Source organism: Streptomyces sp. NPDC096339 (assembly GCF_044762985.1).
In the GTDB taxonomy this organism is placed as follows: Bacteria; Actinomycetota; Actinomycetes; order Streptomycetales; family Streptomycetaceae; genus Streptomyces.
In genome coordinates, this window is record NZ_JBIWFI010000022.1 from 19,460 (window position 1) to 46,425 (window position 26,966).

Annotated in this window: 23 protein-coding genes and 1 pseudogene; 6 read left to right on the forward strand and 18 right to left on the reverse strand. The window is 73.0% G+C overall.

Annotation, left to right across the window (positions count from 1 at the left end; all coding sequences use genetic code 11):
* The first annotated feature begins 35 nt into the window (after positions 1-35).
* Genes ACIQ5Y_RS25010 through ACIQ5Y_RS25020 form a run of 3 tightly spaced genes read left to right on the forward strand, consistent with a single transcriptional unit; the run spans position 36 to position 2,100 of the window.
* Positions 36-731 carry a glycosyltransferase family 2 protein gene (locus ACIQ5Y_RS25010; protein WP_403884516.1) on the forward strand — a complete coding sequence of 232 codons (696 nt, stop codon included), beginning with the start codon at positions 36-38 and terminating at the stop codon, positions 729-731.
* A complete protein-coding gene (locus ACIQ5Y_RS25015; protein ID WP_403884519.1) occupies positions 728-1,387 on the forward strand; it encodes a DUF2064 domain-containing protein in 660 nt (219 codons plus the stop codon). The genes ACIQ5Y_RS25010 and ACIQ5Y_RS25015 overlap by 4 nt, the downstream gene beginning before the upstream one ends.
* Positions 1,384-2,100, forward strand: coding sequence for a class I SAM-dependent methyltransferase (locus ACIQ5Y_RS25020; protein WP_403884522.1), 717 nt, complete (start codon positions 1,384-1,386; stop codon positions 2,098-2,100). The genes ACIQ5Y_RS25015 and ACIQ5Y_RS25020 overlap by 4 nt, the downstream gene beginning before the upstream one ends.
* On the opposite strand, the gene ACIQ5Y_RS25025 is transcribed toward ACIQ5Y_RS25020, so the two are convergent.
* A complete protein-coding gene (locus tag ACIQ5Y_RS25025) occupies positions 2,073-2,699 on the reverse strand; it encodes a hypothetical protein (protein ID WP_403884525.1) in 627 nt (208 codons plus the stop codon). The two genes, ACIQ5Y_RS25020 and ACIQ5Y_RS25025, sit on opposite strands and share 28 nt — an antisense overlap.
* Positions 2,696-3,856, reverse strand: coding sequence for a molybdopterin-dependent oxidoreductase (locus ACIQ5Y_RS25030; RefSeq protein ID WP_403884528.1), 1,161 nt, complete (start codon positions 3,854-3,856; stop codon positions 2,696-2,698). Before ACIQ5Y_RS25030 ends, ACIQ5Y_RS25025 begins: the two co-directional genes overlap by 4 nt.
* Positions 3,857-3,969: 113 nt before the next feature.
* Between ACIQ5Y_RS25030 and ACIQ5Y_RS25035 the strand changes: the two genes are divergently transcribed.
* Complete coding sequence (locus ACIQ5Y_RS25035) at positions 3,970-5,355, forward strand: glycosyltransferase 87 family protein (RefSeq protein ID WP_403884531.1); 1,386 nt, start codon at positions 3,970-3,972, stop codon at positions 5,353-5,355.
* 88 nt (positions 5,356-5,443) lie between these two features.
* Complete coding sequence (locus tag ACIQ5Y_RS25040) at positions 5,444-6,319, forward strand: SDR family oxidoreductase (protein ID WP_403884534.1); 876 nt, start codon at positions 5,444-5,446, stop codon at positions 6,317-6,319.
* 104 nt (positions 6,320-6,423) lie between these two features.
* On the opposite strand, the gene ACIQ5Y_RS25045 is transcribed toward ACIQ5Y_RS25040, so the two are convergent.
* The 10 genes and pseudogenes from ACIQ5Y_RS25045 to ACIQ5Y_RS25090 all read right to left on the reverse strand — a co-directional run bounded on the left by ACIQ5Y_RS25045 (position 6,424) and on the right by ACIQ5Y_RS25090 (position 18,859).
* Positions 6,424-7,212, reverse strand: a complete 789-nt coding sequence (locus ACIQ5Y_RS25045; protein WP_403884537.1) for a crotonase/enoyl-CoA hydratase family protein — start codon at positions 7,210-7,212, stop codon at positions 6,424-6,426.
* Between the two features lie 55 nt (positions 7,213-7,267).
* Positions 7,268-8,107 carry a PaaX family transcriptional regulator C-terminal domain-containing protein gene (locus tag ACIQ5Y_RS25050; protein WP_403884540.1) on the reverse strand — a complete coding sequence of 280 codons (840 nt, stop codon included), beginning with the start codon at positions 8,105-8,107 and terminating at the stop codon, positions 7,268-7,270.
* A gap of 117 nt (positions 8,108-8,224) precedes the next feature.
* Positions 8,225-8,983, reverse strand: coding sequence for an Asp/Glu racemase (locus ACIQ5Y_RS25055; RefSeq protein ID WP_403884543.1), 759 nt, complete (start codon positions 8,981-8,983; stop codon positions 8,225-8,227).
* A gap of 9 nt (positions 8,984-8,992) precedes the next feature.
* Positions 8,993-9,904, reverse strand: a complete 912-nt coding sequence (locus ACIQ5Y_RS25060) for a fumarylacetoacetate hydrolase family protein (RefSeq protein WP_403884546.1) — start codon at positions 9,902-9,904, stop codon at positions 8,993-8,995.
* A 79-nt stretch (positions 9,905-9,983) separates the two neighbouring features.
* Positions 9,984-11,096: a cupin domain-containing protein gene (locus ACIQ5Y_RS25065; protein ID WP_403884549.1), complete on the reverse strand. Its 1,113-nt coding sequence runs from the start codon at positions 11,094-11,096 to the stop codon at positions 9,984-9,986.
* On the reverse strand, positions 11,093-12,139 hold the full coding sequence (locus ACIQ5Y_RS25070) for a carbon-nitrogen hydrolase family protein (RefSeq protein ID WP_403884552.1): 1,047 nt from the start codon (positions 12,137-12,139) through the stop codon (positions 11,093-11,095). Before ACIQ5Y_RS25070 ends, ACIQ5Y_RS25065 begins: the two co-directional genes overlap by 4 nt.
* 14 nt (positions 12,140-12,153) lie before the next feature.
* The gene (locus ACIQ5Y_RS25075) at positions 12,154-14,562 is read right to left on the reverse strand and encodes an FAD-dependent monooxygenase (protein ID WP_403884555.1); all 2,409 of its coding nucleotides are present in this window, start codon (positions 14,560-14,562) and stop codon (positions 12,154-12,156) included.
* Positions 14,563-14,632: 70 nt separating this feature from the next.
* On the reverse strand, positions 14,633-15,055 hold the full coding sequence (locus ACIQ5Y_RS25080; protein WP_403884814.1) for an acyl-CoA thioesterase: 423 nt from the start codon (positions 15,053-15,055) through the stop codon (positions 14,633-14,635).
* Between the two features lie 90 nt (positions 15,056-15,145).
* Positions 15,146-16,777 (reverse strand): annotated as a pseudogene (locus tag ACIQ5Y_RS25085) (AMP-binding protein); the annotation flags it as partial.
* 216 nt (positions 16,778-16,993) lie between these two features.
* Positions 16,994-18,859, reverse strand: coding sequence for a glycoside hydrolase family 3 protein (locus ACIQ5Y_RS25090; protein WP_403884558.1), 1,866 nt, complete (start codon positions 18,857-18,859; stop codon positions 16,994-16,996).
* Positions 18,860-19,004: 145 nt separating this feature from the next.
* Here ACIQ5Y_RS25090 and ACIQ5Y_RS25095 point away from each other — a divergent pair, with 145 nt between their 5' ends.
* Positions 19,005-19,379, forward strand: a complete 375-nt coding sequence (locus ACIQ5Y_RS25095) for a hypothetical protein (RefSeq protein WP_403884561.1) — start codon at positions 19,005-19,007, stop codon at positions 19,377-19,379.
* A gap of 9 nt (positions 19,380-19,388) precedes the next feature.
* Here the strand turns inward: ACIQ5Y_RS25095 and ACIQ5Y_RS25100 are convergent.
* The 6 genes from ACIQ5Y_RS25100 to ACIQ5Y_RS25125 form a co-directional block, all read right to left on the reverse strand.
* Positions 19,389-20,218 (reverse strand): IS5 family transposase gene (locus tag ACIQ5Y_RS25100; RefSeq protein ID WP_403884563.1). Its coding sequence is split into 2 segments (ribosomal slippage): positions 19,389-19,897 and positions 19,897-20,218, totalling 831 coding nucleotides; the frame shifts between segments, so codons are not numbered across the junction.
* 11 nt (positions 20,219-20,229) lie between these two features.
* The gene (locus ACIQ5Y_RS25105; RefSeq protein WP_403884566.1) at positions 20,230-21,240 is read right to left on the reverse strand and encodes a quinone oxidoreductase family protein; all 1,011 of its coding nucleotides are present in this window, start codon (positions 21,238-21,240) and stop codon (positions 20,230-20,232) included.
* A 151-nt stretch (positions 21,241-21,391) separates the two neighbouring features.
* Positions 21,392-23,473, reverse strand: coding sequence for a SpoIIE family protein phosphatase (locus ACIQ5Y_RS25110; RefSeq protein ID WP_403884569.1), 2,082 nt, complete (start codon positions 23,471-23,473; stop codon positions 21,392-21,394).
* 74 nt (positions 23,474-23,547) lie between these two features.
* Positions 23,548-25,644: a SpoIIE family protein phosphatase gene (locus ACIQ5Y_RS25115; protein WP_403884572.1), complete on the reverse strand. Its 2,097-nt coding sequence runs from the start codon at positions 25,642-25,644 to the stop codon at positions 23,548-23,550.
* Between the two features lie 16 nt (positions 25,645-25,660).
* Complete coding sequence (locus ACIQ5Y_RS25120) at positions 25,661-26,356, reverse strand: hypothetical protein (protein WP_403884575.1); 696 nt, start codon at positions 26,354-26,356, stop codon at positions 25,661-25,663.
* Complete coding sequence (locus ACIQ5Y_RS25125) at positions 26,353-26,949, reverse strand: RNA polymerase sigma factor (RefSeq protein WP_403884578.1); 597 nt, start codon at positions 26,947-26,949, stop codon at positions 26,353-26,355. The genes ACIQ5Y_RS25120 and ACIQ5Y_RS25125 overlap by 4 nt, the downstream gene beginning before the upstream one ends.
* Positions 26,950-26,966 lie beyond the last annotated feature (17 nt).

The following is a 26,966-nucleotide window of genomic DNA, read 5'->3' on the forward strand; positions in this document are numbered from 1 at the left end:
GTCGATGGCCCCGCCGGCCGTCCGGCGTCCATACGGTGAAATCCGTGACCGTAGACGTCGTACTCCCCTGTTTGAACGAGGCCGAGGCACTGCCCTGGGTGCTCGCCCGCATCCCCGCCCGCTGGAGGGCCCTCGTGGTCGACAACGGGTCCACCGACGGTTCCGCCGAGATCGCCCGCGGCCTCGGCGCCACCGTGGTGCACGAGCCGCGCCGCGGGTTCGGAGCCGCCTGCCACGCCGGGCTGACGGCCTCGGAGGCCGAGGTCGTCTGCTTCTGCGACTGCGACGCCTCCCTCGACCCCGGACTCCTGACCGACTTCGTCCGCGCGGTGCGGGAGCGCGAGGCCGACCTCGTGCTCGGGCGGCGCCGCCCCCAGGGCCGCGGAGCCTGGCCGGTGCACGCCCGTGCCGGAAACCTCGCCCTGTCCCGGATGCTGCGCCGCCGCACCGGGCTGCGGGTGCACGACCTCGGGCCGATGCGGGCGGCGCGGCGCGAGCCGCTGTTGGGACTGGAGCTCACCGACCGGCGCAGCGGCTACCCGCTCCAGATGGTCGTCCGCGCGGCGGACGCCGGGTGGCGGGTCCGGGAAGTGGACGTGCCGTACCTTCCCCGGGCGGGCAAGTCCAAGGTCACCGGCACTTGGCGCGGCACCTACCAGGCGGTGCGCGACATGAGCCGGGTGCTCGCCGAACCCGCGACCACCGCGGCCGTGACGGGAGGCCGCGGGTGACCGCCGTGCTGGTGATCGCGAAGGAACCCGTGCCGGGGCGGGTGAAGACGCGGCTCACCCCCGCGTTCACTCCGGCCGAGGCCGCTCGGCTGGCGCGGGCCGCCCTCGCCGACACCCTGGAGGCGGTCGCCGCCACCCCCTGCGAGCGGCGGGTCCTCGTCCTGGACGGCCGTCCCGGCGCCTGGCTGCCGCCGGGGTTCGAGGTCGTCCCGCAGTGCGGCGGGGGGCTCGACGAGCGGCTCGCCGCCGCGTTCGCCGCGTGCACCGGGCCGGCGCTGCTGATCGGCATGGACACCCCTCAGGTCACCCCCGCCCTGTTGGCTCCCGCGATCGGGCCTGGCGCCTGGCAGGAGTACGACGCCTGGTTCGGCCCCGCCGTCGACGGTGGCTTCTGGGCCCTCGGACTGGCCTCGCCCGACCCCGGACTGCTGCGCGGGGTCCCCATGTCGGTGCCGCAGACGGGGGCGGCGCAGCTCGCACGGCTCGTTGCCGCGGGGCTGCGGGTGGGACGGCTGCCGCTGCTGCGGGACGTCGACACCGCCGAGGACGCCCGGGTGGTGGCGCGGGAGGCGGCGGGCGGCCGCTTCGCAGCCGTGTACGCGGCTCTCGCGACGACCGCCCCGGCCGCCCCCGACCACGGCGCGGTGTCCCGGTGAGGCTCCGCGGGGCGCGGCGGGCAGTCGCGCCCCTGGACGCGCTCCCCGAGCCGGGCGCCTGGCGCGCGGATCCGTACGCCGACGCGTTGAACAGCGGGCAGGGCCCGCTGTTCCTGCGCCGCGACGACGGCTGGCTGCTGCCGCTGGAGGTGGAGCGGTGGTGCGCCGCCCCGGACGCGGCGGACCTGAGCGTGCTGGCCCGGTGCCGGGGCGCGGTCCTGGACGTCGGCTGCGGACCCGGACGCCTGGTCGCCGAGCTGGCGGCCCGCGGGCACCGGGCCCTGGGCGTCGACGTGAGCCCGGCGGCGGTGGCCCGTACGGAGCGGGTGGGCGGTCTCGCGCTGTGCCGGTCGGTCTTCGAACCGCTGCCCGGGGAGGGGCGCTGGGACACGGCGCTGCTCGTCGACGGCAACATCGGCATCGGCGGGGACCCCGGAGCCTTGTTGAGGCGTCTTGAGGCGGTGACCGGCTCGGCCGCGCGGGTCATCGTGGAATGCCTGGCGGTGGACGTCGACGAGTGCTGCGAGGTCCGGCTCGACAACGGCAGCGGCGGGCTCGGGGCCTCCTTCGCCTGGGCCCGGCTCGGTGCGCGGGCCCTGCGCCGCCACGTGCGGTCCACGGGGTGGCACCTCACGGCCGAGTGGTCGGTGGCGGGACGTGTCTTCGGGGAACTCTCCCGCCCCCCTCAGTCCCCGTCGCCACCAGGCTCCTGACGCTCACGTCCGGGTCCGGACCCGGGGCCGGACCCGGGGCCGGACCCGGGGCCGGACCCGGGGCCGGGCCCGGACTCCGGCCCGGGTTCGGAGCCCGATCCCGGCCCGGGCTCCGAGCCGCCGTTGCCGCCGGGGTCCTGCCGCGGCGGGGCGGCGGCTTCGGGCCGGGTGTCCGGGCGCCGTCGGCGGTGGCGGTGGCGGGTCGCCGCCACCACCACGGCGGCGGCGAGCGCGACCGCGCCGAGCACCAGCAGCAGGTTCCGCCCGTACGGGAGGGGCAGCGCGGACGGGTTGGGCGGGGAGCCCGGCCGGACCAGCAACGGCAGGGTGACCAGCACCAGGCAGCCGCCGACGATCAGCGCACCGCGCACCACCCCGCGGGCCGGGACCGCCGCGATCAGGAACCCCGCGGCCAGGACGAGCGGCGCGATCAGGGCGTCGTGCAGGAGCAGCGCTCCGACGAGCCAGACGCCCACGTCCCCGGGCGCGGGGAGCACCGACAACTGCCGGACGCCGATCGCCATCAGCAGCAGGCCGAGCGCACCGAGCGCGTAGCGGGCCGCCCCCACTCCCCGCGTACCGACCGCCTCGCGCTTCACAGGACCTCCAGCCGGGTGACCCATTTCGTCTGCAGTACGCCGGGCCGGTTCGGGGCGATGATCCGCGCCGGGTAGCCATGATCGGGCGAGAGGACTTCACCGTTCAGGGTCAGGGCCAGCAGGGTGAGGGGGTCCTCCGCGTACTCCTGGCCCATCTCCATCACCCGGTACGCGCCCCGCACTTCGAGGGAGGTCACCCGTACTCCGGCCCCCGGCTGTCCGCCGGCCCTCTCCACCAGGTCGCGTACCCGTACGCCGCCCCAGCGGGCCTGCGCGCTCCAGCCTTCCACGCACGCGATCGGCAGCCTCGCCCCCGCCTGCGGGAGCGACCGCAGCTGATCGAGCGTCAGTACGAACGGCCGGGGTCCCAGCACTTCCAGCCGCCAGTCGCTCAGGGCCGCGGCCGTCACGCCGGCCGCGGCCGCCGTACGGTTCACCGGAAGCCCCTGCGGCCCGTGACCGGGATGCCGGGGCGCCAGCAGGTCCAGCCGGGCCAGCGGGGTGAAGGACTGGCCCACCGTCGTCAGGGTCACCGCCCCGACCGCCGCGCCGACGCCCAGCAGCAGCGAGCGCCGGTCGCGGGCGTCCTCGGCCGGGAGTTCCAGGGTCCCCGCCGACCGCCGCCCCCAATGGGCCTTGATCTCGGGTGCCTTCACGGCGATGTGCAACAGCACGGAACCCGCCACCACCCACGCCACGGCGAAGTGCACGGGCACGAAGGAGAACGGCCACGGATACCACTCGACGATGTTGAGCAGTCCGGTGAAGAGTTGGAAGACCGCGGTCGCCACCAGGACCGCGACCGAGAGCCGTTCCAGGGCGTGGCGCACGGACCGGACCGGCGGCCAGACGAACAGGCGGGGATAGACCGCCCACAACTTCGCGAGCAGCAGCACGATCGCCGCGAGCCCGGCCGCGACGTGGAGCCCCTGGGTGAGCCGGTACCCCCAGACGGGCCTGCTCGGCAGGTCGTCGGCCAGCCAGTCCGGCGGATGCTGGAGGTAGTGGCTGATCAGCCCGGTCACGAAGCACACCGCGAAGGCGACGCCCAGCCGGCGCCCGACGGACGTCGCGGTGCGGGCGTCGTGCAGGCGGCCCGAGAACGAGGGGGGTCGCACGGCCGGCAGGACCGGGCGCCGACGGGTTCGGGGGTTCATGGTTCCCATCACAGCGCCGCCGGGCGTCCCGCGGAGCTTCCGACACCTTACGAAACGCGGACGTCGGGAGCGGTGGGGCGGGTTTCCCGTCCTCCCGCTGCCAGGCTGTCGCCATGACCAGCCCCCGCACCGCCGGCGCCGCCTCGCTGTTGGCGGCCCTGACCGCCGCCCTCGTGGTGACCGTGCGCAAGGACGGGTACTTCACGGACCCGGCCGGACTGTCCTGGTGGTACGCGGCCTCGTGGGCGCTGTTCGCCGCGGCGGCCCTGGCCCTGCGCAAGGTGCCGGCCCGCCATGTCGTCCCACTGGTGCTGGCGGGTGCGGTGGCCGTCGCCGCCACCGGGCTGGTCGCGGCTCCGCGTACGAGCACCGACTCCTTCCGCTACGCCTGGGACGGCCGTGTGCAGGCCGCCGGGATCTCCCCGTACGACCATCCGCCCGCCGACCCGGCGCTCGACCGCCTGCGCGACGACTGGCTCTTCCCCCGGGGCGCCGCCTGCGCCGCACCGGACAAGGCCCCCCTCACCGACGGGACGTGCACGAGGATCAACCGCCCCCGGGTGCACACCATCTACCCGCCGGTGGCGGAGGGCTACTTCCTCCTGGTCCACGCGCTGTCACCGCCGGACGTCCGCCACAAGGCCCTGCAGACCGGCGCGGCCCTGCTGTCCTTGGCGACCACCGGAGCGCTGCTGCTGATCCTGCGCCGCCGGGGTGATCCGCGTACGGCCGCGTACTGGGCCTGGTGCCCGGCCGTGCCGATCGAGGCGGTGAACAACGCCCACGTCGACGTCCTCGCCGTCCTGTTGTCCGTCGTCGCCCTCGGCGTGGTCGTACGCCACCGGGTGGCGGGCGGCGCGCTGTTCGGCCTGGGCATCGCCGCCAAGATGCTGCCCGCCGTCCTCCTGCCCGGGGCCCTGTCCGGTGTGCGGCGCCCGCGCGACGCCGCCGCGGTACTCGTGCCCGCCGCCGCGGTCGTCGGCCTCGTCTACCTGCCGTACGTCCTCGTCTCACGCGGCTCCGTCCTCGGCTACCTGGGGGGCTACGCGGAGGAGGAGGGGTACGAGGACGCGTCGGCCCACGGCCGGTACGCCCTGCTCCGCCTGCTGCTCCCCGACGCCTGGGCGCTGCCGGCGGCCGTGGCCGCAATGGTCGCCGTGGTCTGGTACGTGCTGCGCCGCGGTGACCCCGACCGCCCTTGGAGCGGGGCCCTGCTGGTCACCGGGACCGCGTTCCTGCTCATGACCCCGGGCTACTCGTGGTACGCGCTCCTGCTGGTCGCCCTGGTCGCCCTCGACGGCCGCTGGGAGTGGCTCGGCGTCGCCCTGGCGGGCGCGGCCGCGTACGTCACGGGCCGGTCCCTCGGCGACGGGACCGGCACCGTCGCCTACACCCTCGCGGGCGCCGCCGTCCTGGCGGGTTGGGCGGTACGCCGTCGACACACGGCGCCGGCCGGGTCTCCCGCCGACCGCTCCGGCCGTCTCGACCGGAGCCGTTGACCGCCGGGCGCAGCTCGCACGTCGGTGACTCCATGTCGTCCATCGGCTACTTTGAGCTGCCGAAGTCCGATCCCGAGGAGTGGCGAAGATGGCGACTGTGCTGGTGACGGGTGCGGCCGGGAACGTCGGCTCGAAGGTCGTCATGGAGCTGCGGACCCGCGGGATCCCCGTCCGGGCCTTCGTACGGGATCGGCGGCGGGCCGCCGATGTGCTCGGCCCTGAGGTCGAGCTGGTGACCGGCGACCTCGCCGAGCCGGAGTCGGTCGAGCGGGCCCTCGACGGTGTCGAACGACTGTTCCTCGTCTGCGCGAACCACCCCCGGCAGGTCGAGTACGGGACACGGGCGATCGACGCGGCGGCAGTGGCCGGCGTCCGACAGGTGGTCTTCCTGTCCACGATCGGGGCCGAGGCCGGTTCCCCGACGGGTTTCTTCGACCAGCACGGCCGCATCGAGGAACACCTCCGCGACTCGGGGAGCGGGGCAACGGCGGGAGTGGTGCTGCGCTCCGGTCATCTGATGACGAACATCCTCGGTTCCGCCGCGACCATCCGGGAGGCCGGGCGGTTCTTCCTGCCCGCCGGCGACGCGCCCATCGCGATGATCGACCCGCGTGACGTCGCCGCGGCAGCCGCCTCGGTGCTGACCACGACGGCGCACGACGGCCGGACCCACGTTCTCACCGGCCCCGAGGCGATCGGCTACGGCGAGGTCGCGACGCACCTGTCGCACGCCCTGGGCCACCCGGTCGAGTACGTGGACGTGCCGGACGAGGCAGCCGTCGCGGCGATGGCCGGGGCAGGGCTGCCACAGTGGCTCGCGGAGCAGGTCGTGGCCGTCTTCGGGGCGCTGCGCGACGGCGTGAACGCCTCCACCACCGACGCCGTAAGGGAACTGACGGGCCGTGAGCCGCGCGGCTACGAGGACTTCGCGCGCTGGGTGGCTCCGCTGCTGCGCGGTGTCTGACCGGCAGCCGGTTCGGCGCGGCCGGCGATGGACCGGTTCACGGAACAGGCGCGTTCCCGGTCGGCTCGCCCCGGTGTTCCGGGGCGCGGGCCCGGCCGGGCCGGTCAGTCGGTGAAGGAGCCGTGGCGGCCGGCGCCCTTCGCGAACCGGTCGGCGCCGGACCGGGTCTCCCCCGCGGTGAGCGGGACGAGGCCGTGGCGGTGTTCGGCGGCCAGCGCCTCCCGCTCGCCCAGACCGTGCTGCTCCCGTACGGAGAGCCGGTCGTGCCTCAGGCACAACTGCGGGAAGCCGGCGATCTCGTGGGCGAGTCGCTCCGCCGCGCGCCGGGCTTCCCCGGGCGGTACGAGACGGTTGACGAGACCGATCTCATGGGCCTCGGCCGCGGTCACGGCGCGGCCCGTGAGGATCAGGTCCATCGCCCGGCTCTCGCCGATCAGGCGCGGCAGCCGGACCGTACCGCCGTCGATCAGCGGCACGCCCCAGCGGCGGCAGAACACCCCGAACGTGGCGTCGTCCTCCGCCACCCTCAGGTCGCACCACAGGGCCAGTTCGAGTCCGCCCGCCACCGCGTGGCCGCTGATCGCGGCGATGACCGGCTTGGTCAGGCTCATCCGGGTGGGGCCCATCGGCCCGTCGCCCCCGGCCTCCACCCGATTGCCCCGGTCGGTGCCGATCGCCTTGAGGTCGGCCCCGGCGCAGAACGTGCCGCCCTCGCCCCACAGGACGGCGACGGAGGCGTCCGCGTCCTCCTCGAACTCGCGGAAGGCGTCGGCGAGCAGGGTCGCCGTCGGGCCGTCGACCGCGTTGCGGACGCCCGGACGGCTCAGGATCACCGTGAGGACGGGGCCGTCGCGTTCGATCCGGACGGCCGGCGGTTCGGAGGTCGGGGCCACAGCGCAACTCCAGGGGTCCGTGGGTCGGTCGGATGCGGGGGTGCGCAGGGGATCCCTACGCTTCTGTCGTCTCCTCTGCCAGCCCGGTGACCTCTTGTACGTGGCGCAGGCTCGGCGCGGCGAGTACGTCGTTCAGCTGCTGGAAGATCTGGCGCGCGGCGACCGCGTTCCAGTCGGCGGGCAGCAGCTCGGCGGGCAGGCCCGGGTCGAGGTAGGGCAGACGGCGCCACTGGGTGAGCATCGGGACGTAGTGGCGGAACGCCTCGGCGCCTTCGATGGCGCCCTGCCGCGCCAGCGTCCCGGCGACGGGTCCGTAGGCCTCCGTGAATCCGGCGTACTGCTCCTGGATCGCCGGGAAGTCCCACCACGAGCTGACCGTCCCGGGCAGGTCGCTGAAGGCGGCGTAGTCCGCGGCGAACAGGTGCACGTAGTCGCTCAGGCCGCGCCGGACCAGCATGTCGCGGGCGTCGCCTAGGAGCCGCCCCGGCGCCAGCCACACACCCGGGGCGATGTTCCCGAAGCCGAGCCAGGTCAGTCGGGTGCGCAGCTGGTAGCGGTAGGAGCGCTCGGACTCGGGTACGGAGAAGACGGCCATCGCCCAGCCGTCGCTCAGCTTCGCCGGCTCCAGGCTGCCGAAGATCCGCCGGTCGCCCTCGTCGAAGACGGGTTGCGCTGCGGGGCTGAGCCGGTAGCCGGTGGCGCCGCGGCGCTCCGGTTCCAGTACGCCCTTCTTCTTGAGCCGGGAGATCGCCGAGCGCGCCGCCGGGCCGTCGACGTCCAGTTCGGACATCAGGGTGATCAGGTCGGCGACGGAGATCCACCCGCCGAGGCGCCGCAGGAACGCTCCGTAGACCGTGTTGATCAATGAGCTGGGCCGAATCGGAGTGTCCGCCATGATCGCCTTCCGTCGTGTGCGGACGCGATCCTACCGAGCCGGGCGGGCGGGGCCCCCTCCAGGTGGCGGCCCGGCCCGTCTCGGCGGTCGGCTGCGGCGCACCGACGGGTCGGGCGGTCAGGCGTGGGCGCCGGACAGGAGGTGGCCCGCTCCGGGGGCCACCGCCGGGAGGTCCAGGGCCCGCAGCATCTGGTGGGCGGTGCACACGGCCGCCGAGACGACCGGCTTGCCGAGGAGTTGCTCGGCCTCGTCGATGGCGCCCAGGGAGGGCATCTGCACGCAGGCGGAGAGCACGACGGCGTCGGCGTCGGCGTGGTCCAGCGCCCTGGCGAGGCCGGGGAGGCGGGCCGGGTCGTGCGCGGCGACGTCCAGGTTGTTCGGGATCTCCAGGGCCGTGTAGTCGAGGACCTCGACGCCCTCGTGGGTGAGGTAGTCGACGACGGTCTTCGTCAGGGGCCGCATGTACGGGGCGATCAGTGCGACCTTCTTCGCCCCGATGGTCCGCAGACCGTGCACGAGGGCTCCGGCGCTGGTGACGACGGGGGCGGGGGCCCCGTTCTCCACGGTGCGCAGGTGCAGCCGCTCCTCGGAGGTGCGGTGGTAGCCGAGCCCCATGCTCATGATGGCCACCAGGCAGGCGTAGCCGAGGACGTCCACGTGCGCGTCGGAGAGTTCGACGGCGCACCGGTCGGAGTCGGCGTCCATGGCCTTCAGCTGCTCCGGGGTCACGTGGGTCATGCGCATCCGGCTGGAGTGGAAGGTGAAGCGTTCGGGTGCGATGGCTTCGCGGGCCCGCAGGATCGCCGGGACCTCGGTCTCCATGGTGACGTTGGAGCTCGGCACGATCTGGCCGATGCGGTAGGTACGGGGGGACATGTTCGCTCCTCAGCGGGCGTCGACGACGGGGTTGGTCAGGGTGCCGATGCCTTCGACGGTGGCCTCGACGGTGTCGCCGGGGACGAGGAACTCCGGCGGGACCATGCCCGCTCCGACGCCCGCGGGCGATCCGGTGGCGATGACGTCGCCCGGTTCCAGGGTGACACCGGAGGAGATGTCGGCGATGAGGCGGGCGATGGGGAAGAGCATGTGGCGGGTGTTCGACTTCTGCTTGGTGACGCCGTTGACGCGCAGGGAGAGGTCGAGGTCCATCGGGTCGGGGATGTCGTCGGCCGTGACGACTTCGGGGCCGAACGGCGCGTAGGAGTCCTGGCCCTTGGAGAAGAACCACTGGCCTGAACGGCGCTGGTCGCGGGCGCTGATGTCGTTGACGATGCTGTAGCCGAAGACGTGGTCGTACGCGTCCTCCTCGCTCACGCGGAACGCGGTGCGGCCGATCACCACGGCCAGTTCGCACTCCCAGTCCAGCTGGGAGGTGAGGTCGCCGTTGTGCAGGATCGGCCGGCCGGGGCCGGTGACGGCGGTGGCCGGCTTGCTGAAGAGCACCGGGCGCGAGGGCCGTTCCTTGTCGGTGTCCAGGCTGCGGCTGGACTCCTCGACGTGTTCGACGTAGTTCAACCCGACGCCGATGATCTTGCCGGGGCGGAGCGGGGCCTGCAGCGACACCTCGTCGATCCGGTGCACGGCGTCGGCCGGCCAGGCCGCCGGGCCGCCCGCGAGCAGTTCGCGCGCGGCCTCCCGGGCGGGGGCACCGGCCTGGATGAACGACAGCAGGTCCAGCGGGAGCCGCACGCCGGCCCGGCTCGCCAGGACGGCGAGGTCGACCACGCGGTCGTCGATCCGGGCCCCGAGGCGGAGTGGGGCGTCGTGGGCGGTGTGGGTGTAGGTGACCAGTCGCATGGCTGCTCCTCGCGCTTGACTTCGGTGGGAGTGGAGGGGGATGCGGGGGGTGGATGTGGGGGGGGGTGGGGGTTCCGGCTCAGGCGGTGGGCTGGTGACCGCCGTTGTCGGGGTACGCCTCTTCCCGGAAGAAGCTCAGGGAGCGCATCACGGGGAAGTCGTTGAAGGAGAAGAGGCAGGCGTCCTCGGACGGGTCCAGGTTGTGGTGCTCGTGCCAGGCCCAGGACGGGACGCAGAAGATGTCGCCCCGCTTCCACTCGAAGCGCTGCCCGGCGATCACCGAGACGCCCCTCCCCTTGGCCGCGGTGTAGACGACCGAGCCGGTGTGGCGGTGCGCCAGCGTGGCCTGGCCGGGACGCAGGAGCTGCATGTGGGCGCCCATGGTGGGCATGACGGAACCGCCGGTGAGGGGGTTGGTGTACTCGGCGATCACACCGTCGTACGGGGAGCCCTCGGTGGCCTTCGCGAGGTTGCGCAGGGCCTCGTAGGTCGGCTCCCAGGGGAAGGCGAGGAGCGGCGAGTAGGGCCGCGTCCACTTCTCCGTGCCGTACGGGAGCAGGTTGCCGCCGTAGCTGAGGACGGAGGAGTTGATCACCTTGCCGGGGGTCTGGTACAGCTCGGGATGGACCTCGTAGAAGCCGGCGTCCAGCGCGTTGACCAGGGGGATGTCCAGGCCGTCCTGCCAGATCACGGGGGCGTCCCCGGATTCGTTGCCGTGCTCGTGCCAGGTGCCGTTCGGTGTGATGGCGAAGTCGCCCGGTCCGACCCTCAGCTTCTGTCCGTCCACGATGGTCCAGGCGCCGGTGCCCTCGTGGACGAAGCGCAGCGCGGCCGCCTGGTGGCGGTGGGCGGTCATGGCCTCGCCGGGTCCCATGATCTGCAGGCCGGTGTAGAGCAGTCCCACGGCGGCGCTGACGTCCTTGCGGCCGGGGTTGACGAGCATGACCACGCGGCGGCCCGCGTCGTCGGCCTTCACGAGCGGCAGGGCCTTGTGGACGAGCGGCCGCAGCTGCTCGTAGCGCCACAGCACCGGGACGGACTTGGGCTGCGGGTACCAGGGCTCGATGTCGTTGGCGACGGTCCACAGGGCGCCCGCTTCGAGCTCGGCGAGTTCGCCGTAGTAGGCGGTGAGTTCGGGGCTCTCGCTCACCCGGGCGCGGCCCAACCGGCTGTCGTCGTACTCGGTGGTCATGAGTCCTCCTTGATGGGGCCGGCCGTATCGGTGCGGCGAGGTTCGATGGACGGGGGTGCCGTGCTGCCCGCGGCACCGGTGTCGGTCGCGAAGGTCACCGGGGTGCGGGGGCGGTCGTCGACGTGGAGCCGGAAGACGTCGAAGCGGTTGTAGTGGCCGACGATGTCGTGCATCTGCTTGGGCTGGATGCAGCGGGCGAGGTCGATCTCGGCGTAGACGATGCCCTCGTCGTCGACGAGCGGTTCGGTGACCGGACGGCCGTCGGGGCCGAAGATCCCCGACAGGGCGCTGCGGGGGCGGGTGAACTGCTTGCGCAGTTCCTCGTCGTCCCCGGCGAGCATGTCCACGATCTCCGGGGAGACGGTGGAGCAGGCCACCACGGAGAAGACCTTGCCCTCGAAGCTGTGGGCCGCCGTGCGGACCGCGATGGCGTCGGCCATGTCGTAGTCGGCGGGGGCCACGGGCAGGGCGATGTAGCAGGACGCGTGGACGAGCTCGCCCTGTGCGAGGAGGGTGAAGCGGGCCAGGGTGTTGGTGTTCTCGCCGCAGGCCAGGGCGCCGAGCGGGCCGACGGGCGTCTGGTGGACCTTGAGCGAACTGCCGTCGCCGCCGGTCCAGGTGAGCTTCTCGGCCCAGGTGGGCACCAGCTTGCGGTGCACGCCGAGGAGTTCCCCGTCGGGTCCGATGGTGAGCAGGGTGTTGTAGAGGACTCCGAGGCTGTGCGGGCCGCGCTCGTTGACGCCGATGACGAGGACGACGCCGTGCCGGCGGGCCGCTTCGCGCAGTCGGTCGACGTGCGGGCCGGGGAGGTCGACGGCGGAGCGCTGGAGCCGCTCGAACCAGGGTGAGCCCTGGACCGGGTTCATCGTCCAGTTCCAGTAGGGGTAGCCGGGGACGAACACCTCGGGGAACACGATGAGTTCGGCTCCGTGCGCGGCGGCCTCGGCGATCAGCCCGACCGCCTTGTCGACGGTGGCCGCGGGATCCAGGTACACGGGGGCGGCCTGCACGGCCGCGGCGGTGAAGCGTGGCAGATGGTCCATTTCGGGGCTCCAGGTCAGCGGACGGCCACCGCGGCGGCGGCCGGAACGGGCGGTACCCAGCGCTGGTGCACGGGCGGCGCGGCCTCGCGGAGCAGCTGGAGGCGGGGCGGGACACGGTCCGTACGGGCACCCGGCGGGCGGCCGCTGCCGGCCTTCCAGGAGGCCGGCCAGGGCGCCGCGGGGCCGCTGTAGCCCTGGGCGGCCGCGGCGTGCAGGGTCCACAGCGGGTCGTGCAGGTGGGCGCGGCCCACGGCGCACAGGTCGGCGCGGCCGGCCAGGACGATCGAGTTCACGTCGTCGTAGGTGGATATGGCGCCGACGGCGATGGTGGGGACGCCGGTGGCGTTGCGGATCAGGTCCGCGTACGGGGTCTGGTAGCTCCGGCCGTACCGGGGCCGCTCGTACGGGACGACCTCGCCGGTGGACACGTCGACCGCGTCGGCTCCGGCCCCGGCCAGGGCCCGGGCGATCTCCACCGCGTCGGCCTCGCTGGTGCCGCCCTCGGCCCAGTCGGTGGCGGACAGGCGGACCACGAGCGCCTTCCCCTCGGGCCATACGGCGCGTACCGCCCGCAGCACCTCCAGGGGGAAGCGGAGCCGGCCGGTGAGGCTGCCGCCGTAGTCGTCCGTGCGCGTGTTGGTCAGCGGGGACAGGAAGCCGGACATCAGGTGGCCGTGTCCGTACTGCAGTTCCAGCGCGTCGAAACCGGCGCGGTGGGCGCGTTCGGCCGCGGCCGCGAAATCGCGGGCGATGTCGTCCATGTCCTGGCGGGTCGCCTCGCGCGGGACGCCCGCGAGTTCGTTCCAGGGCAGCGGGGAGGCGGCGACGAGCGGCCGGCCCGCGGGGCCGAGCGGCACGGCCCTGCCGTCCGGCCGGGGTACGGCGGTCGCGGCGCGGCGGCCGGCGTGGGTGAGCTGGATGCCCAGGCAGGTGTCCGACTGGCCGTGCACGAAGCCGGCGATGCGCCGCCAGGCGGCCTCCTGTTCGTCCGTGTACAGGCCCGGGCAGCCCGGGGTGGCCCGGCCGTCGGCGCTCACCGCCGTCATTCCGGCGAAGACCAGGCCGGCGCCGCCGAGCGCCTGGGTGCTCAGGTGGACGAGTTCGAAGTCGCCGGGGACGCCGTCCCGCGCCGTGTACAGGGCGGTGGGCGGTACGACCACGCGGTTGCGCAGGTGCAGGCCGCCCAGCCGGAACGCGCGGAACATCGGCGGCACGGCGTCCGGGGCGGTGTCCGCGCCGCCGGCCCGGATGGCCGGGGGCGCGCTCAGGGCGGCGTGCCAGGAGTCGACGGCGTCGGTGAACCGCTCGTCCCGTACGCGCAGGTTGTCGTAGGTGACGCGGCGGCTGCGGGTGAGGAGGTTGAAGGCGAACTGCCTCGGGTCCTGCGCGGTGTAGCGGCCGATGTTCTCGAACCATTCGAGACTGGCCTGGGCGGCGCGCTGCGTGGATTCGACGACCGGCCGGCGTTCGCCCTCGTACGCGGCGAGCGCGGCCGGCACGTCGGGGTGTTCGTGCAGGCACGCGACGAGGGCGAGCGAGTCCTCCATCGCAAGCTTGGTGCCGGAGCCGATGGAGAAGTGGGCGGTGTGGGCCGCGTCCCCGAGCAGGACGACGTTCCCGTGGCTCCAGGAGGCATTGCGGACGGTCGTGAAGCGGATCCACTTCGAGGCGTTGGGGATCAGGCGGTGGCCGTCGAGGTGGCCCGCCAGGATCTCCTCGCACCGCCGGACGCTCTCCCCGTCGCTCTCGCCGCGGGCGAACTCCCGTGCGGCGAAGGCCTCGAAGCCCGCCCGCCGCCAGTCCTCCTCCGCCATCTCGACGATGAAGGTGCTGCGCTCACCGTCGTACGGGTAGGCGTGGACCTGGATGCTGCCGAAGTCCCCCTTCTCCACGATGAAGGTGAAGGCCTCGAAGACCCGGTCGGTGGAGAGCCACATGTAGCGGCAGTGGCGCTCGTCCAACTCCGTCCGGAAGGTGCCCGGATACGCCTCGCGTGCCGTGGAGCGGATCCCGTCCGCGGCGACCACCAGGTCGTAGCCGGCCGAGAGTTCCCCGACGGGCGGCGCCTCGGTGCCGTAGTGGACGGTCACCCCGAGGTCCGCGCAGCGCGACTGCAGGATCTCCCGCAGCCGGTTGCGGTCCAGGGCGGCGAAGCCGTGGCCGCCGGAGACGTGCACCTCGCCGTCGTAGCGGACGTCGATGTCGCTCCACCGGGCGAACTCGGCGGACATGGCGTCGAACACGGCCGGATCGGCCTGCGCGATGCCGTCGAGGGTCTCGTCGGAGAAGACGACGCCGAAGCCGAACGCGTCGTCGCGGGCGTTGCGCTCCCACACCGTGATCTCCCACTCCGGGGAGAGCTGCTGGGCCAGGGCCGCGAAGTACAGCCCGCCGGGCCCCCCTCCGATGACTGCTACACGCACGGTGTTCCTCCTAGTGGTTCCGGACAAAAGAATATGTCGCCGATTTGGCGATCGTCAAGAATTCGACACATCACGCGAAGAGCTCGGGCGCCTGGGGTCCGGCCTTGGTGAGGACCTCCCGCACGTCCTCGGGCCAGGCCGTGGTTCCGGTGGCCCGGGCGGCCGAGTGGGCGATGACCATCCGGCCGCTCGCGGCCACGCCCTCGCCCTCCCCCCGGACGGTGAAGGCGTAGTGGAGGGAACTGGTCCCGACCCTGGTGACCCGCAGTTCGGTGCGGACGGTCTCGCCGAACCACAGCCGGGCCCGGTAGTCGGCCTCGAAGTGGACCCGGGGCGTACTGCCGAAGAGGTGCGAGAGACCCAGCCGCCGCAGCAGGACGGCTTCGGCCGCCTCGACCCAGCGCACGACGGCGGAGTGGTGGTAGTGGCCGGCCGCGTCCGTGTCGGGCCATTCGACGCGCCGCTCGACGACGACGCTCGGCAGGTTCTCCACGAGGGCCTCGGGGCATCCGGCGGCGCAGGTGTCCGCGGCCGACGCCGAGGCCGGGGCCGACGCCGGGGCCGACGCCGGGGCCTCCTGCCGCGGGCCGGCGGACCGGGCGCGTCTGCGCAGTTCGGCGCGCTGGAGCTTTCCGTTGCTCGTACGCGGGAGCTCGGTGACGAACTCGACGGCGCGGGGGTACTTGTAGGGCGCGACGGTCCGCTTCACGTGGTCCTGGAGTTCCTTGACCGTGGCCGCGTCCGGCGCGACCCCGGGGCGCAGGATCACGTACGCCTTGACGAGCATGCCGCGCTCGTCGTCCGGGGCTCCCACGACGCCGCATTCCTCGACGTGGGGATGGGCGGCGAGCGCCTTCTCGACCTCGGGTCCGGCGATGTTGTAGCCGGAGGAGACGATCATGTCGTCGCTGCGGGCCACGTACCAGAAGTAGCCGTCGGCATCGCGGATGTAGGTGTCGCCGGTGATGTTCCAGCCGCTGCGGACGTACGTGGTCTGCCGCGGGTCCTCCATGTACCGGCAGCCCGTGGGGCCGGTGACGGCGAGGAGGCCGGGCCGCCCGTCGGGGACGGGCACGCCCTCCTCGTCGACCACGCGGGCCCGGTAGCCGGGAACGGGCTTGCCCGTCGAGCCGGGGCGTATGTCGCCGTCGGAGGCCGAGATGAACACGTGGAGCATCTCGGTGGCGCCTATCCCGTCGATGATGCCCAGGCCGGTGGCCGCGTGGAACTCCTCCCACACCACCGCCGGCAGCGCCTCCCCCGCCGACACGCAGCGCCGCAGGCCGGCCAGCCGGCCGACCTCACCCGCCGCCATGATCGCCCGGTAGGCGGTGGGCGCGGTGAAGAGCACGGTGACTCCGTGCTCCTCCACGAGTTCGGCCAGCCTCCGCGGGGAGGCCTGCTCGACCAGCAGGGTCGACGCCCCCACCGCGAGCGGGAAGACCACCAGTCCGCCGAGCCCGAACGTGAAGGCCAGCGGCGGGGTACCGGTGAACACGTCGTCCGGGCGGGGGCGCAGGACGTGCCGGGAGAAGGTGTCGGCGTTGGCCAGTACGTCCCGGTGGAAATGCAGGGTGGCCTTCGGCCGGCCGGTCGTTCCCGAGGTGAAGGCGATCAGCGCCACGTCGTCTGCGGCGGTGTCCACGGCGGAGAACGTCCCGTCCTTCGTCGCGCAGCGGGCCACGAGATCCGCTTCGCCCGGGCCGCCGTAGGCCAGCACGACCGGAGCGCCGGACGCGTCCTCCGCGGCTGCGGCGAGTTCGTCCAGGTAGCGGTGGTCGCACACGGCGAGGGCGGGCCGGCTGATGTCGGTCAGCTCGGCGAGCTCGGCGGCGCGCAGCAGCGGCATGGTGGTGACGGCGACGCCGCCCGCCTTCAGGACACCCAGCCAAGTGGCCACCAGCCAGGGGTTGTTGGGGCCGCGCAGCAGGACCCGGTTGCCGGGAACGAGGCCGAAGTCCTCGGTGAGCACCCGCGCGACCCGGTTGACGCGTTCGAGCAGGTCGCCGTAGCTCCACCGCTCGGTGGGGGTCAGCAGACAGGGCCGGTCGGGTCCCCAGCGCCGGACGGCCTCGTCCAGCAGCCGCTGGGCGCAGTTGAGCCGGTCCGGGTAGTGCAACTCCGGCAGGTCGAAGTGGAGTTCGGGCCAGAGGGGGTAGGGCGGAAGCCGATCACGGCAGAACGTGTCGACGTGCGCGGACGGGGAGAGCTCCATGGGGCGGCACCTCAATCTCGGGGCAGCGGGGAGAGTGGAGCAAGTATCTCGTCAAAATTGCGACCGTCAACAACACTCGATATTTGATTTTGATAACAAGGGGTTATACGTATGACTTCCGATCTCGCGGAGAGTACGGGGCGGCGGAATCGACTCATCGACCCCGACCATCGGGAGTGGCGGCTGCCGGGCCGCCACTCCCGCCCGGAGCCGGGGTCAGGCCGGCCGGAGGCCGTGGCCGTAGGGGAAGAGCGGGTCACCCGAGTCGTTGGGCACGTCCTCGTGTCCCGCGACGACGCTCTCCATCGAGCGGGGCAGTTCGAAGGGCAGCCGCCCCTCGGCCACCACCCGACCGAAGAGAACGTCCAGCAACGCCCGGTCCGAGGCGCCGAAGTTGGCCACGAGGGCTCCCGCCCGGTCCGCGATCTCGGGTATGACCGCCGCTCGGTCCAGGAAGATGTCGACGACGGTGGGAACGGCGGCGGCGACGTCGAGCACGGGCCTCAGCTCGCCCTCGGTGAAGTCGAGGCGGCCCGCCCGGAAGAAGGACTCGAAGCCCGTCGTCCGGTCCTTGTCGTACGGGGCCGCGATGCGCAGCAGCGCGACGTCCGCCTCGCCGGGCGTGTCCACGACCGTCGCGTACTCGGCGGCGACGGCCCGGTCCACGCCCTCCGTGTAGATCCGAACCCCGGGGGCGAGCGGCAGCAGGGGCTGCCCGGCACCCTCGGGGCGGTCCTTGAGGATGGTGATCGAGCGGCTCTGGGCCGCCAGGCCGGCCGCGGTGAACCGCGGGTTCCCGCAGATCCGGGCGGCGCCGTCGGGGTCCGCGTAGGGATCGTCGAAGAGGCCGAGGACGAACTTCTCCCTCAGCAGCCGCAGGACGGAGGAGTCGATGCGCCGGGTCGCCACCCGGCCCGTGCGGACGAGTTCCACGACGAGGTCGGGGGCCGCCTCACCGCCGAGCTGGTCGGCTCCGGCCTCGATGATGCGTTCCACCCGGGTGAGCCGGTCAAGGTCCTCCACGCCCCAGGCGCGCGCGGGGAAGGGCGCCCCGAAGATCTGCGTGTCGGTGACCAGGCCCCAGTCGGTGCAGACGATGCCGTCGAAGCCGTACTTCTCGCGCAGCACGCCGGTGATGACTCCCTTGTTGAAGCCGAAGCCGACCTCGTCGTAGGGGGTGCCGACGGGCATGGCGTAGTACGGCATGACCTGCGAGGTGCCGGCGGCGAACGCGGCCTCGAAGGGGATCAGGTGGTAGTCGAAGTTGTCGCCGGGGTAGACCTGTTCCCGCCCGTAGGGGAAGTGCGCGTCCTCACCGTTCAGCTGCGGCCCGGCGCCCGGGAAGTGCTTCGTCATCGCCGAGACGCTGTCGGTGCCGAGGCTCTCGCCCTGGAGCCCCCGGACGTAGGCGGCGACCATGCGGGCCGCCACTTCGGCGTCGGAGCCGAAGGTGCCCAGGACGCGCGGCCAGCGGGGTTCGGTGGCGAGGTCGGCCGTCGGGTGCAGGGCGAGGCGGATGCCGACCGCGCGGTACTCCTGGCGGACGATGTCGGCGTGCTCCCGTACGAGCTCCTCGTCGCCGACGGCGGCCAGGCCGGGCGGCTCGGGCCACAGCGAGAACCCCTCGGTCTGGGCGCTCGCCGCGGGATTGTCGACGAATCCGTTGCGGGGATCGGTGGATACGGTCACCGGGATCCCGAGGCGGGTCGCGGCGGCCAGGTCCTGGAGCCGGTTGTTCCACTCGGCCATGCGGCGCGGCTCCGCCGCCCCGAACAGGTTGAAGTGACTCATCAGCTTGCCGGTCACCATCGCGGAGGTGGAGGCGCGCATCGGGTCGTCGTCGGGCGCTCCGGGCTCCGGTTCCACCAGCGTGCCGTCCGGATTGATGGTGATCATGGTCTGGAAGAGGAGGCCCGCCTTCTCCTCCAGCGTCATCCGCCCGAGGAGGTCCCGGGCCCGCTCGGCCGAGGGGAGACGGGGGTCTTCGTAGGGTTCCATGACGCCGTTGCCGTTCAGATCACGGAACGACGTGCCGTCCGGAGCGGTCAGGATGCGCGGCCGGGCCGCCGGAGTGTCTGCCATCGAATGCTCCTCGAAGCTTCACTTCACGAGTCTTACGGCCCGGAGATTACACGTGTAACCGTATGCGGAACAGATCTGTGGAACGGGCCTGCGGAAACGGGCCAAGAGCCCGTCTCTCGGATCCGGCTATGAGACCGTCGTGCTCATGACCGAGGCCTGGGTGATCGACGACGGCAGGAGAACGCCTGCGTCGTCCGGCGTGGTGTTGGAGATTCTCCAAGCGAGGATCAGCAATGGGCAGCTTGAGACATGGTTGACCAGTTCGTCGGACCGGTCGTTGGCCTTCGTGACCAACACAAGACGCGCGATGGTGGTGCTGTTCGATGGGGAGTGCGCCGAGCAGCATGCCGTAGACCCAGGAAGTGGCGGATCGAGTGACGGGTTCGTCCTCTCCAATGGGCAGGATGATGAGTATGCGGACGAAGACACTGTTCCGCTTGAGGAAGCGTTCAGGATCGTCGGCCACATCCTCAGCGAGGGCGGCCGGCCCCCGGACGCGCGTTGGGCAAATGATCGCTGAGCGGGCGAGCTATCGCCGTGTCCGGATCAGGATGGCCGCGGGATGGAGTGCGGCCCCGTAGGCGATGGCGAGCTCGTCCGTTCGCATGGCCAGACCGCGCCACTGCTTGCGCCGGTTGACGCATCGCTCGACAGCGTTGCGCTGCTTGTATGCCTCGGCATCGAAGCCAGGCGGGCGGCGACCTGCGCGACCTCGCCGCAGGCGATGTCCGACCTGGTCGGACGGTTGCGGAATGACGGCACGGATGCCGCGCCGGCGGAGACGCCCACGGATCGCGCGGGAGGAGTACGCCCGATCCGCGAGGACCACCTCCGGCCGTGTCCTTGGTCTTCCAGATCCAATTCGAGGCACTCGGATCCTTGCCATGACCGCCTCGAAGGCCGGTGCGCCACCGGCCTGAACTGCGGTGACGCGCAGGGCCAACGGTCGCGCATGACTGTCGCCGGCCAGATGAACCTTCGTGCCCAACCCACCACGGGAGCGTCCGAGCGCGTGATCGTCAGGTTCAGGCCTGTCCCGCGCCCCCTCTTCCTGGCCCCGGCCGCATGCTGGTGAGCCCGGCAGACGGTGGAATCCACGGACACCGTCCAGCCGACGTCGTCATCAGCGTCCGCTGCGGCCGGCATGGCTGCGAGAATCCGTTCCCAAGTGCCATCAACTGCCCACCCAATCAGGCGTTTGTGAGTGGTCTGGAACGACCCGAGCTCGCGGGGAAGGTCCCTCCAGGGCGAGCAGGTGCGGTACTTCCAGGCGATGGCCTCAAGGGTCCGACGGTGGTCGGCCCACCGTCGTCCACGGACCGGATCGGCCGGCATCAGCGGCTGGATCCGGTCCCACATCGCATCAGTGATCAGCTCAGCGTTTCCTCGCGGCGTCCAATGGCGGCCGCATCGGGTACGAGGAGCAGCTTGCCGGTGGTACGGCGAGCCTCCAGATCGCTGTGGGCCCGGGCGGCCTCGGACAATGCGTAGCGGCCCGTTACGGTGACCTCAAGCGCCTTGGAGCGCACCCACTCGAACACATCGGCGGCCCGTCGGAGCAGTTCGGACCGATCGGCGATGAAGTCCCCGAGGCTGGGCCGGATCAGGGTCAGCGAACCGCCGTGGGCGAGCCGAATCGGATCAAACGGTGGTACGGCACCACTTGCCGCGCCGAAGAGCACGAGATGGCCGCGGGTTCGCAGGCTGGCGAGGCTCGCGTCGAAGGTGTGCGCGCCGACGCCGTCGTAGACAACCGGCAGTCCCTGACCGCCGCCCAGCCGCCTCACCTCGGCTGCGAGATCGTCGACTGCGGAGGAAATGATCACCTCGGCGGCCCCGGCACGCTTCGCCGACTCGGCCTTCGCCGTGGTCGACGTCGTGCCGATCACCCTGCCGCCGAGATGGGTGATGAGCTGGGTCAAAAGCAGCCCCATGCCACCGGCAGCCGCATGCACGAGCACCGTGTCGCCCCCCTGAACCGGGTAGGCGTCCTTGACGAGATAGTGCGCGGTCATGCCTTGGAGGAGCACGGCGGCGGCTGTCTCGAAGCCGATGTCGTCGGGCAGCGGCACCAGCCGGGAGGAGTCCACGACGGCCCGCTCGGCATACGTGCCGGGAATCTCCACCCAACCGACCCGGTCCCCTACTGCGACGTCGGCGACGCCGGGTCCGACTTCGACGACCGTGCCGGCGCCCTCGGAGCCCGGGGTGAAGGGCAGCGGGAGGCTGTACCGGCCTTCGCGGTGGTAGACGTCGAGGAAGTTGACCCCGGACGCGGCGACCTCCACGATCGCCTCGCCCGGACCCGGCCGCGGCTGGTCCACCTCGGCCTCCTGCAGCACCTCGGGACCGCCCACTTCGTACACCTGAATCGCTCGCATGGCCCTCCAATAACGGTTCTTCCCCCACCAACCCCGTTGATGGCGATCCGATTCCCGGCAAGCAGACCAACCCGCCGCGTCCACACCTGCGGACGCCCCGGCTCGATGCCCTGCGGCAGCAACGGCACAAGATCCACTTTCGCAACGGACCCTAGCCCTGAGGGCCTCCGATGGCCTGCTCCGTCCAGATGGTCTTGCCCGTGCCGGTGAACCGGCTGCCCCAGCGGTCGGCGAGCTGGGCGACGAGGAAGAGGCCGCGCCCGCCCTCGTCCGTCTCCCGCGCGCGGCGCAGACGGGGCTGGGTGCTGCTGGGGTCGGAGACCTCGCAGACGAGCACCCGGTCGCGGATCAGCCGGAGCCCGACCGGCCCGCCCGCGTAGCGGATGGCGTTCGTCACGAGTTCGCTGGCCACGAGTTCCGTCACGAAGCCCAGCTCGTCCAACTCCCAGTCGGACAGCTGTCGTACCACCAGCTCACGAGCGTGCGCGACGAGGGACAGATCGGCTTCGAGCTCCCACTGGGCGACCTGGTCGGGCGGGAGCGCGTGGGTGCGGGCGAGCAGCAGCGCGACGTCGTCGGCGGGTTCTTCGGGGAGCACTCCGTCGAAGACGCCCTGGCTGATCTCCTCCAGGGGCCGGCTCCGGTCGGCGCCGGCGAGCGAGGCCCGCAGCAGCTCCAGCCCCTCCTCGATGTCCCCGCCGCGGCTGCCCACGAGCCCGTTCGTGAACAACGCCAGCAGGCTGCCGGGGCTCACTGCGAACTCCGTGACCTCGAAGGGCACTCCGCCCACGCCGAGCGGGGGTCCCGGCGCCATTCCGACGAAGACCGGCTCCCCGCCCGGCGGCAGGAGGGCCGGTGGCGGATGGCCGGCCGTGGCGGCGGCGCACACCCGGGTCACCGGGTCGTAGACGGCGTACAGGCAGGTCGCGCCGAGCACCGCCCGCTCGGAGGGGGAGGCACCGCTGGTGTGCTCGTCGGAGAAGCCGAGCACCAGGTCGTCGAGGTGCGTGAGCAGTTCACCCGGATCGAGGTCGAGGTCGGCCAGCGTCTGCACCGCGGTCCGCAGCCGTGCCATGGCCGCGGTGGCGTCGAGTCCGTGGCCGACGACGTCCCCGACGACGAACGCCACGCGCAGGGACGGCAGGGGGATCACGTCGAACCAGTCGCCGCCGACGCCCACCACGCCGCCCGCCGGCTGGTAGATCCCCGCGGCGTCCGCGGCGGGCGTGTTCACGGCGGAGGTCGGCAGCAGGCTCCGTTGCAGGGCCACCGCCGACCGGTGCTCCTTGGTGTAGCGGCGGGCGTTGTCCACGCCGATCGCCGCCCTGGAGACGACGTCCAGCAGGAGCGCGGCGTCCTCCTCGCCGAACGCGGAGGGCAGTTGGCTGCGCCAGACGGTGACGCAGCCGAGGACCAGGCCGCGCGCGTAGAGCGGCACCGCCACGGACGAGTGCGCCCCGCCCGGTACGAAGAGCGGCAGGCTCGCGGGGTCCACTCCGAGGCCCGTGCGGAGCACGGACACGTCGGAGACCAGTACGGGCCGCCCCTCCATGAGGGGCCCCATCAGCTCACTGTCGGGTACGGGCGGCACGGCCTCGCCGACGGGCAGGAGGTCCTCCGCGGAGATCCCCGGGCTCTGCGCGGCGGCGGTCCGGCGCAGCCGTACGTCGCCGCTGGCCGCGAAGTGCGGCGGTTCGTCGCCGACCAGCACCGGTTCGGCGAGGTCCACGGTGGCCAGGTCGGCGAAGTCGGGGACGAGCAGGTTCACCAGGGTCTCGGCCATCCCCGTCACGTCGAGGGAGGCGCCGATGGTGGCGGCCGCGGCCTGGGCCAGCGCCGCCCGGCGTCGCTCCGCGTCCCGCTCGGCCGTGTCCGCCGTGGACGCGACGGGCGTCAGCAGCACCAGCCACCGCGCCCGCGGAACGGAATCGTCCGCGGCCCGCGCCGTGAGCGGGACCAGCTCGAACGCCGCACCGGACCGGAGGCCCGGCGGGTCCGCGCCGGGCCGGGTCACCGGGCGCCCGCCCGGGGCCGCTCCCGTTGCCTCGTCCGGAGGCAGCGGCAGCAGCGGAAGCAGCGGGGCGCACACCCGGCCCGGCGGGCAGTCCAGGAGCTTCTCGGCCGCTTCGGAACAGGCCAGGACCACACCCGCGTCGTCCAGCACGACCGCTGCCGTGCCACTGGCGGACATCGGGGCCGGGCCCGGGCGTCCGCCGTGCTCCGTTTCGCGCATGTCGCCTCCACGCGGCGTGGCATCCAGTATCGCCCCCGGGGAGTCGCCCGGCGACCGGGCGGCGGGCGCCCGCCTCAAGGGGCGCGGCGGACCCGGGCCAGGACGAGGACGGTGTCGTCGGTCGGCGGGATGGGCAGCAGGTTCGCGAGGACGCGGTCCGCCAGTTCCTCCAACGTCCCCGGGGGCCCGCCCAGTTCGGCGCGCAATGCCTCCAGGCCGGTCTCGATGTCCCGGCCGCGTGCCTCGATGAGGCCGTCGGTGTAGAGGGCGAGGGTCGCGCCGGCGGGGATTTCGATCTCGGTCGTACGGAAGGGGAAACCGCCGACTCCGAGCGGTACTCCCGGGGCCGCGTCGACGGTCTCCACCGTGCCGTCGGGGCGGAGCAGCAGGGGCGGAGGGTGGCCTGCGCCGGCGATGCGGGCGGCGCCGTTCCTCGGGTCGTAGACGATGTACAGGCAGGTCGCGAACTCGATCCCGGCCACCTGGGCGCAGGCGTCGAGCTCGGCGAGCAGGTCCGCGGGGTCGTCGACGTGCCCGGACAGGGCGTCGGCGGTGATGCGCAGCCGGCCCATGGAGGCGGCGGCCGACACGCCGTGCCCCATCACGTCGCCCACGACGAGCGCGACCCGGCCGTCCCGCAGGCTGCTCACGTCGTACCAGTCGCCGCCGACCTCCGTGATCCGGCTTCCGGGCACGTACCGGTGCGCCACTTCCACGTACGGGCCGGTCACCAGCGCCCGGGGCAGCAGTGCCCGCTGGAGGGTGAGGGCGATGTCCTGGACGCGGCTGTAGAGGCGGGCGTTGTCCAGGCAGATCGCGGCGCGTGAGGCGAGGTCGCCGGCGAGGACGACGTCCTCCGGGGTGAAGGCGGGGCGCTCCGCGGAGCGGCCGAACATGGCGATCCCCTGGACGGTGCCCCTGGCGATGAGCGGGGCGACGAGCAGGCAGGTCACCCCGCTCTCGGCCATGATCCGGGTCCGTGACTCGGTGAGGACGGTCCGGGCCAGGAACTCGGAGTCCACCTGGGCGGAGATGGCGCGACCGGTGCTGAGCATGTCGTGGATGACGGAGCCGGGCGGGTAGCGCACCTTCTCCACCCCGCTCACCAGTTCGACGGCCGGTGGGGGCAGGGTCGTCCCGGAGGCGATCCTGCGGGTGATCAGCGGCAGCGCCGGGTCGAAGTCCTCCGACTCGTCCATCCATTCCACGATCTCGACCACCGCGCCGTCGCAGAAGTCCGGCATCGACGCGTCGACCAGTTCCTGGGCCGTGAGGTTGACGTCCAGGGTGGTCCCGATGCGCGAGGAGGCCTCGTCCAGCAGAGCGAGGCGCCTGCGGCTGGCGGTGGCTTCCAGGATGGCCCGTTCGCGGTCGGTGACGTCCACCATCAGCCCGCCCACCCCGGGGCGGGAGCCGACGGCCTGGCTGAGGGGGAAGAGACTGACCGACCGGACCTGGTCCCGGTCCGGATGCCCCCGCGGGCGTGTCCCCACCAGGGTGCCGACGACGGGCGCTCCGCCCCGGGCGACGGCGCGGAGCATCCGCTGGTACTCGCCGCCGTCGGACATGATCATGATTTCGTCCATGTGCCGGCCGAGGTGCGCCTCGATGGAGAGTCCGTCCATGTCGGCGAGCGCCTGGTTGAGGTGGACGTACCGCAGGTCGGGGTCGAGCATGACCAGACCGATGGGGCAGGTCTCGAAGAGGGCGTCGAGGAAGGCGAGGTTGGTCTTGACCCGGTCGAGCTCGTCGCTGCGGCTCGCCAGGACCATCACCACCGAAGGGCCTCCGGCTCCGGTGACGGAGAACGCCCGGAAGCCGCAGGGGAAGACGCGGCCGTCACGGTGCCGGGCCGGCAGCCGGCCCCTCCAGTACCCCTGGGTCCGGCCCCGCCGCGTCAGCCGGTCGCACGCCTCCGAGGAGCCGCGGGTCTCGTCGGCGAAGAGAGCGGCGCCGGGCTTCGCCAGGACGGCGCCGGCGTCGTGCCCGAAGAGTTCGCGCGCGCCGGGTCCCCAGTAGCAGACGCGGTCGTCGTCATCGATGCCGAAGACGGCCACGGGCACGCGTTCGAGCAGCGTCCCCGGTTCGGACCGGAGGGGACCGTGAGCCTGCGCGCCCCCCGGCCGAGCCGATGGCACGAGACGTCCCCTTCCACCCGCCGATCTGTCCATCCATTATGCGAAGACCTCAGGAGCCCCGCGCCGGGAAGTGCGCCGAGGCGAGGACGGAACCGTCGGCGGCGAGCAGCTGCGCCCCGGTCACGGTGTCGGGGAACACGGGGGCCGGGGCGCCCCAGTAGCCGTAGCCGCCCTTGAGCGGGAAGGAGCCGACGTCGACCGTGGTGCCGTCGGAGTGCAGGAGCCGGCAGTGGACCGTCCGGCCGGCGGGCCCCTCCAGGTCGACGGACATGTACACCCAGCCCGGCGGGCCGGGGTGGGCGTACACCCGGCCCACCTCTTGGCCGTCCGCGACCAGGGCTGCCTGGAGCAGACCCGAGTCCTCCCGGGCTTGCGACGCGGGCGCGCGGGTGTCGTCGAAGGCCGTGCCGACGGCCCAGCCGCCGAAGCCGGCGGCGAGGGCCAGGGCGGCCGCGGCGGCCGCGAGCCACGCCCGCCGGGGCAGGTGCGGGTACGGGCGGCGGGGCGCCGACCGGGCCGGGTACAGCCGGTTCGTCACGCGGGTCTCGAACCCGACGGGGGGTTCGGCGCCCGGCAGCAGGGCCAGCAGGCCGTCTCCGGCGAGGGTCAGCCGCTCCACGTGTTCCCGGCAGCCGGCGCAGTGGTCCAGGTGCGCGATGGCCAGGGCCCGCTCCCTGCCCGGCAGTACTCCGAGCGCCAGCTCGGCGCCGAGCTCCCGCAGCCGCTCGCAGCTCATCCCGCTCATCGTCGGCGCTCCTCGCTCCCCAGGGACGTCCGCAGTTTGCCCATCGCCGTCCGGATCCGCGTCTTGGCGGTGCCCAGGGGGATCCGCTCCAGTTCGGCGATCTGCTGGGCGGGCATCCCGTAGATCCCCGCCATGACCAGGGCGCGGGCCTGCTCCCGTGGCAGCGCCGCCACCGCCGCCCGGATCCCGGCCGAGGTCTCGTCGGCGAGCGCCCGCTGTTCGGGGGTGTCGGGGGACTCGGGGGTGCCGGTCACGACGTCGAGGAGCGCGTCCAGGTCCTCGGGCGCCACGGGCCTGGCCCGGCGGGCGCGCACCGCGTCGATGGCCAGGTTGTGCGCGATGGTCGTGAGCCAGGTCTTCACCGACCCGCGGCGGGGGTCGTACACCTGGGCGTGCCGCCACGCCCGCTCGAAGGTCTCCTGCGCGATGTCCTCGGCGAGCTGGGGATCACCGGCGACCGCGAGCGCGACGCCGTAGACGGTGCGCTGGAAACGGCGCACGAAGGCGACGGCGATGTCCGGATCGCCCGTCGTCAGGCCCGAGAGCAGCGCCTCGTCGGGAGCGTTCCCGAGGGGAAGGCCCATTCTCCGCATACCAGTGGATACGGTCG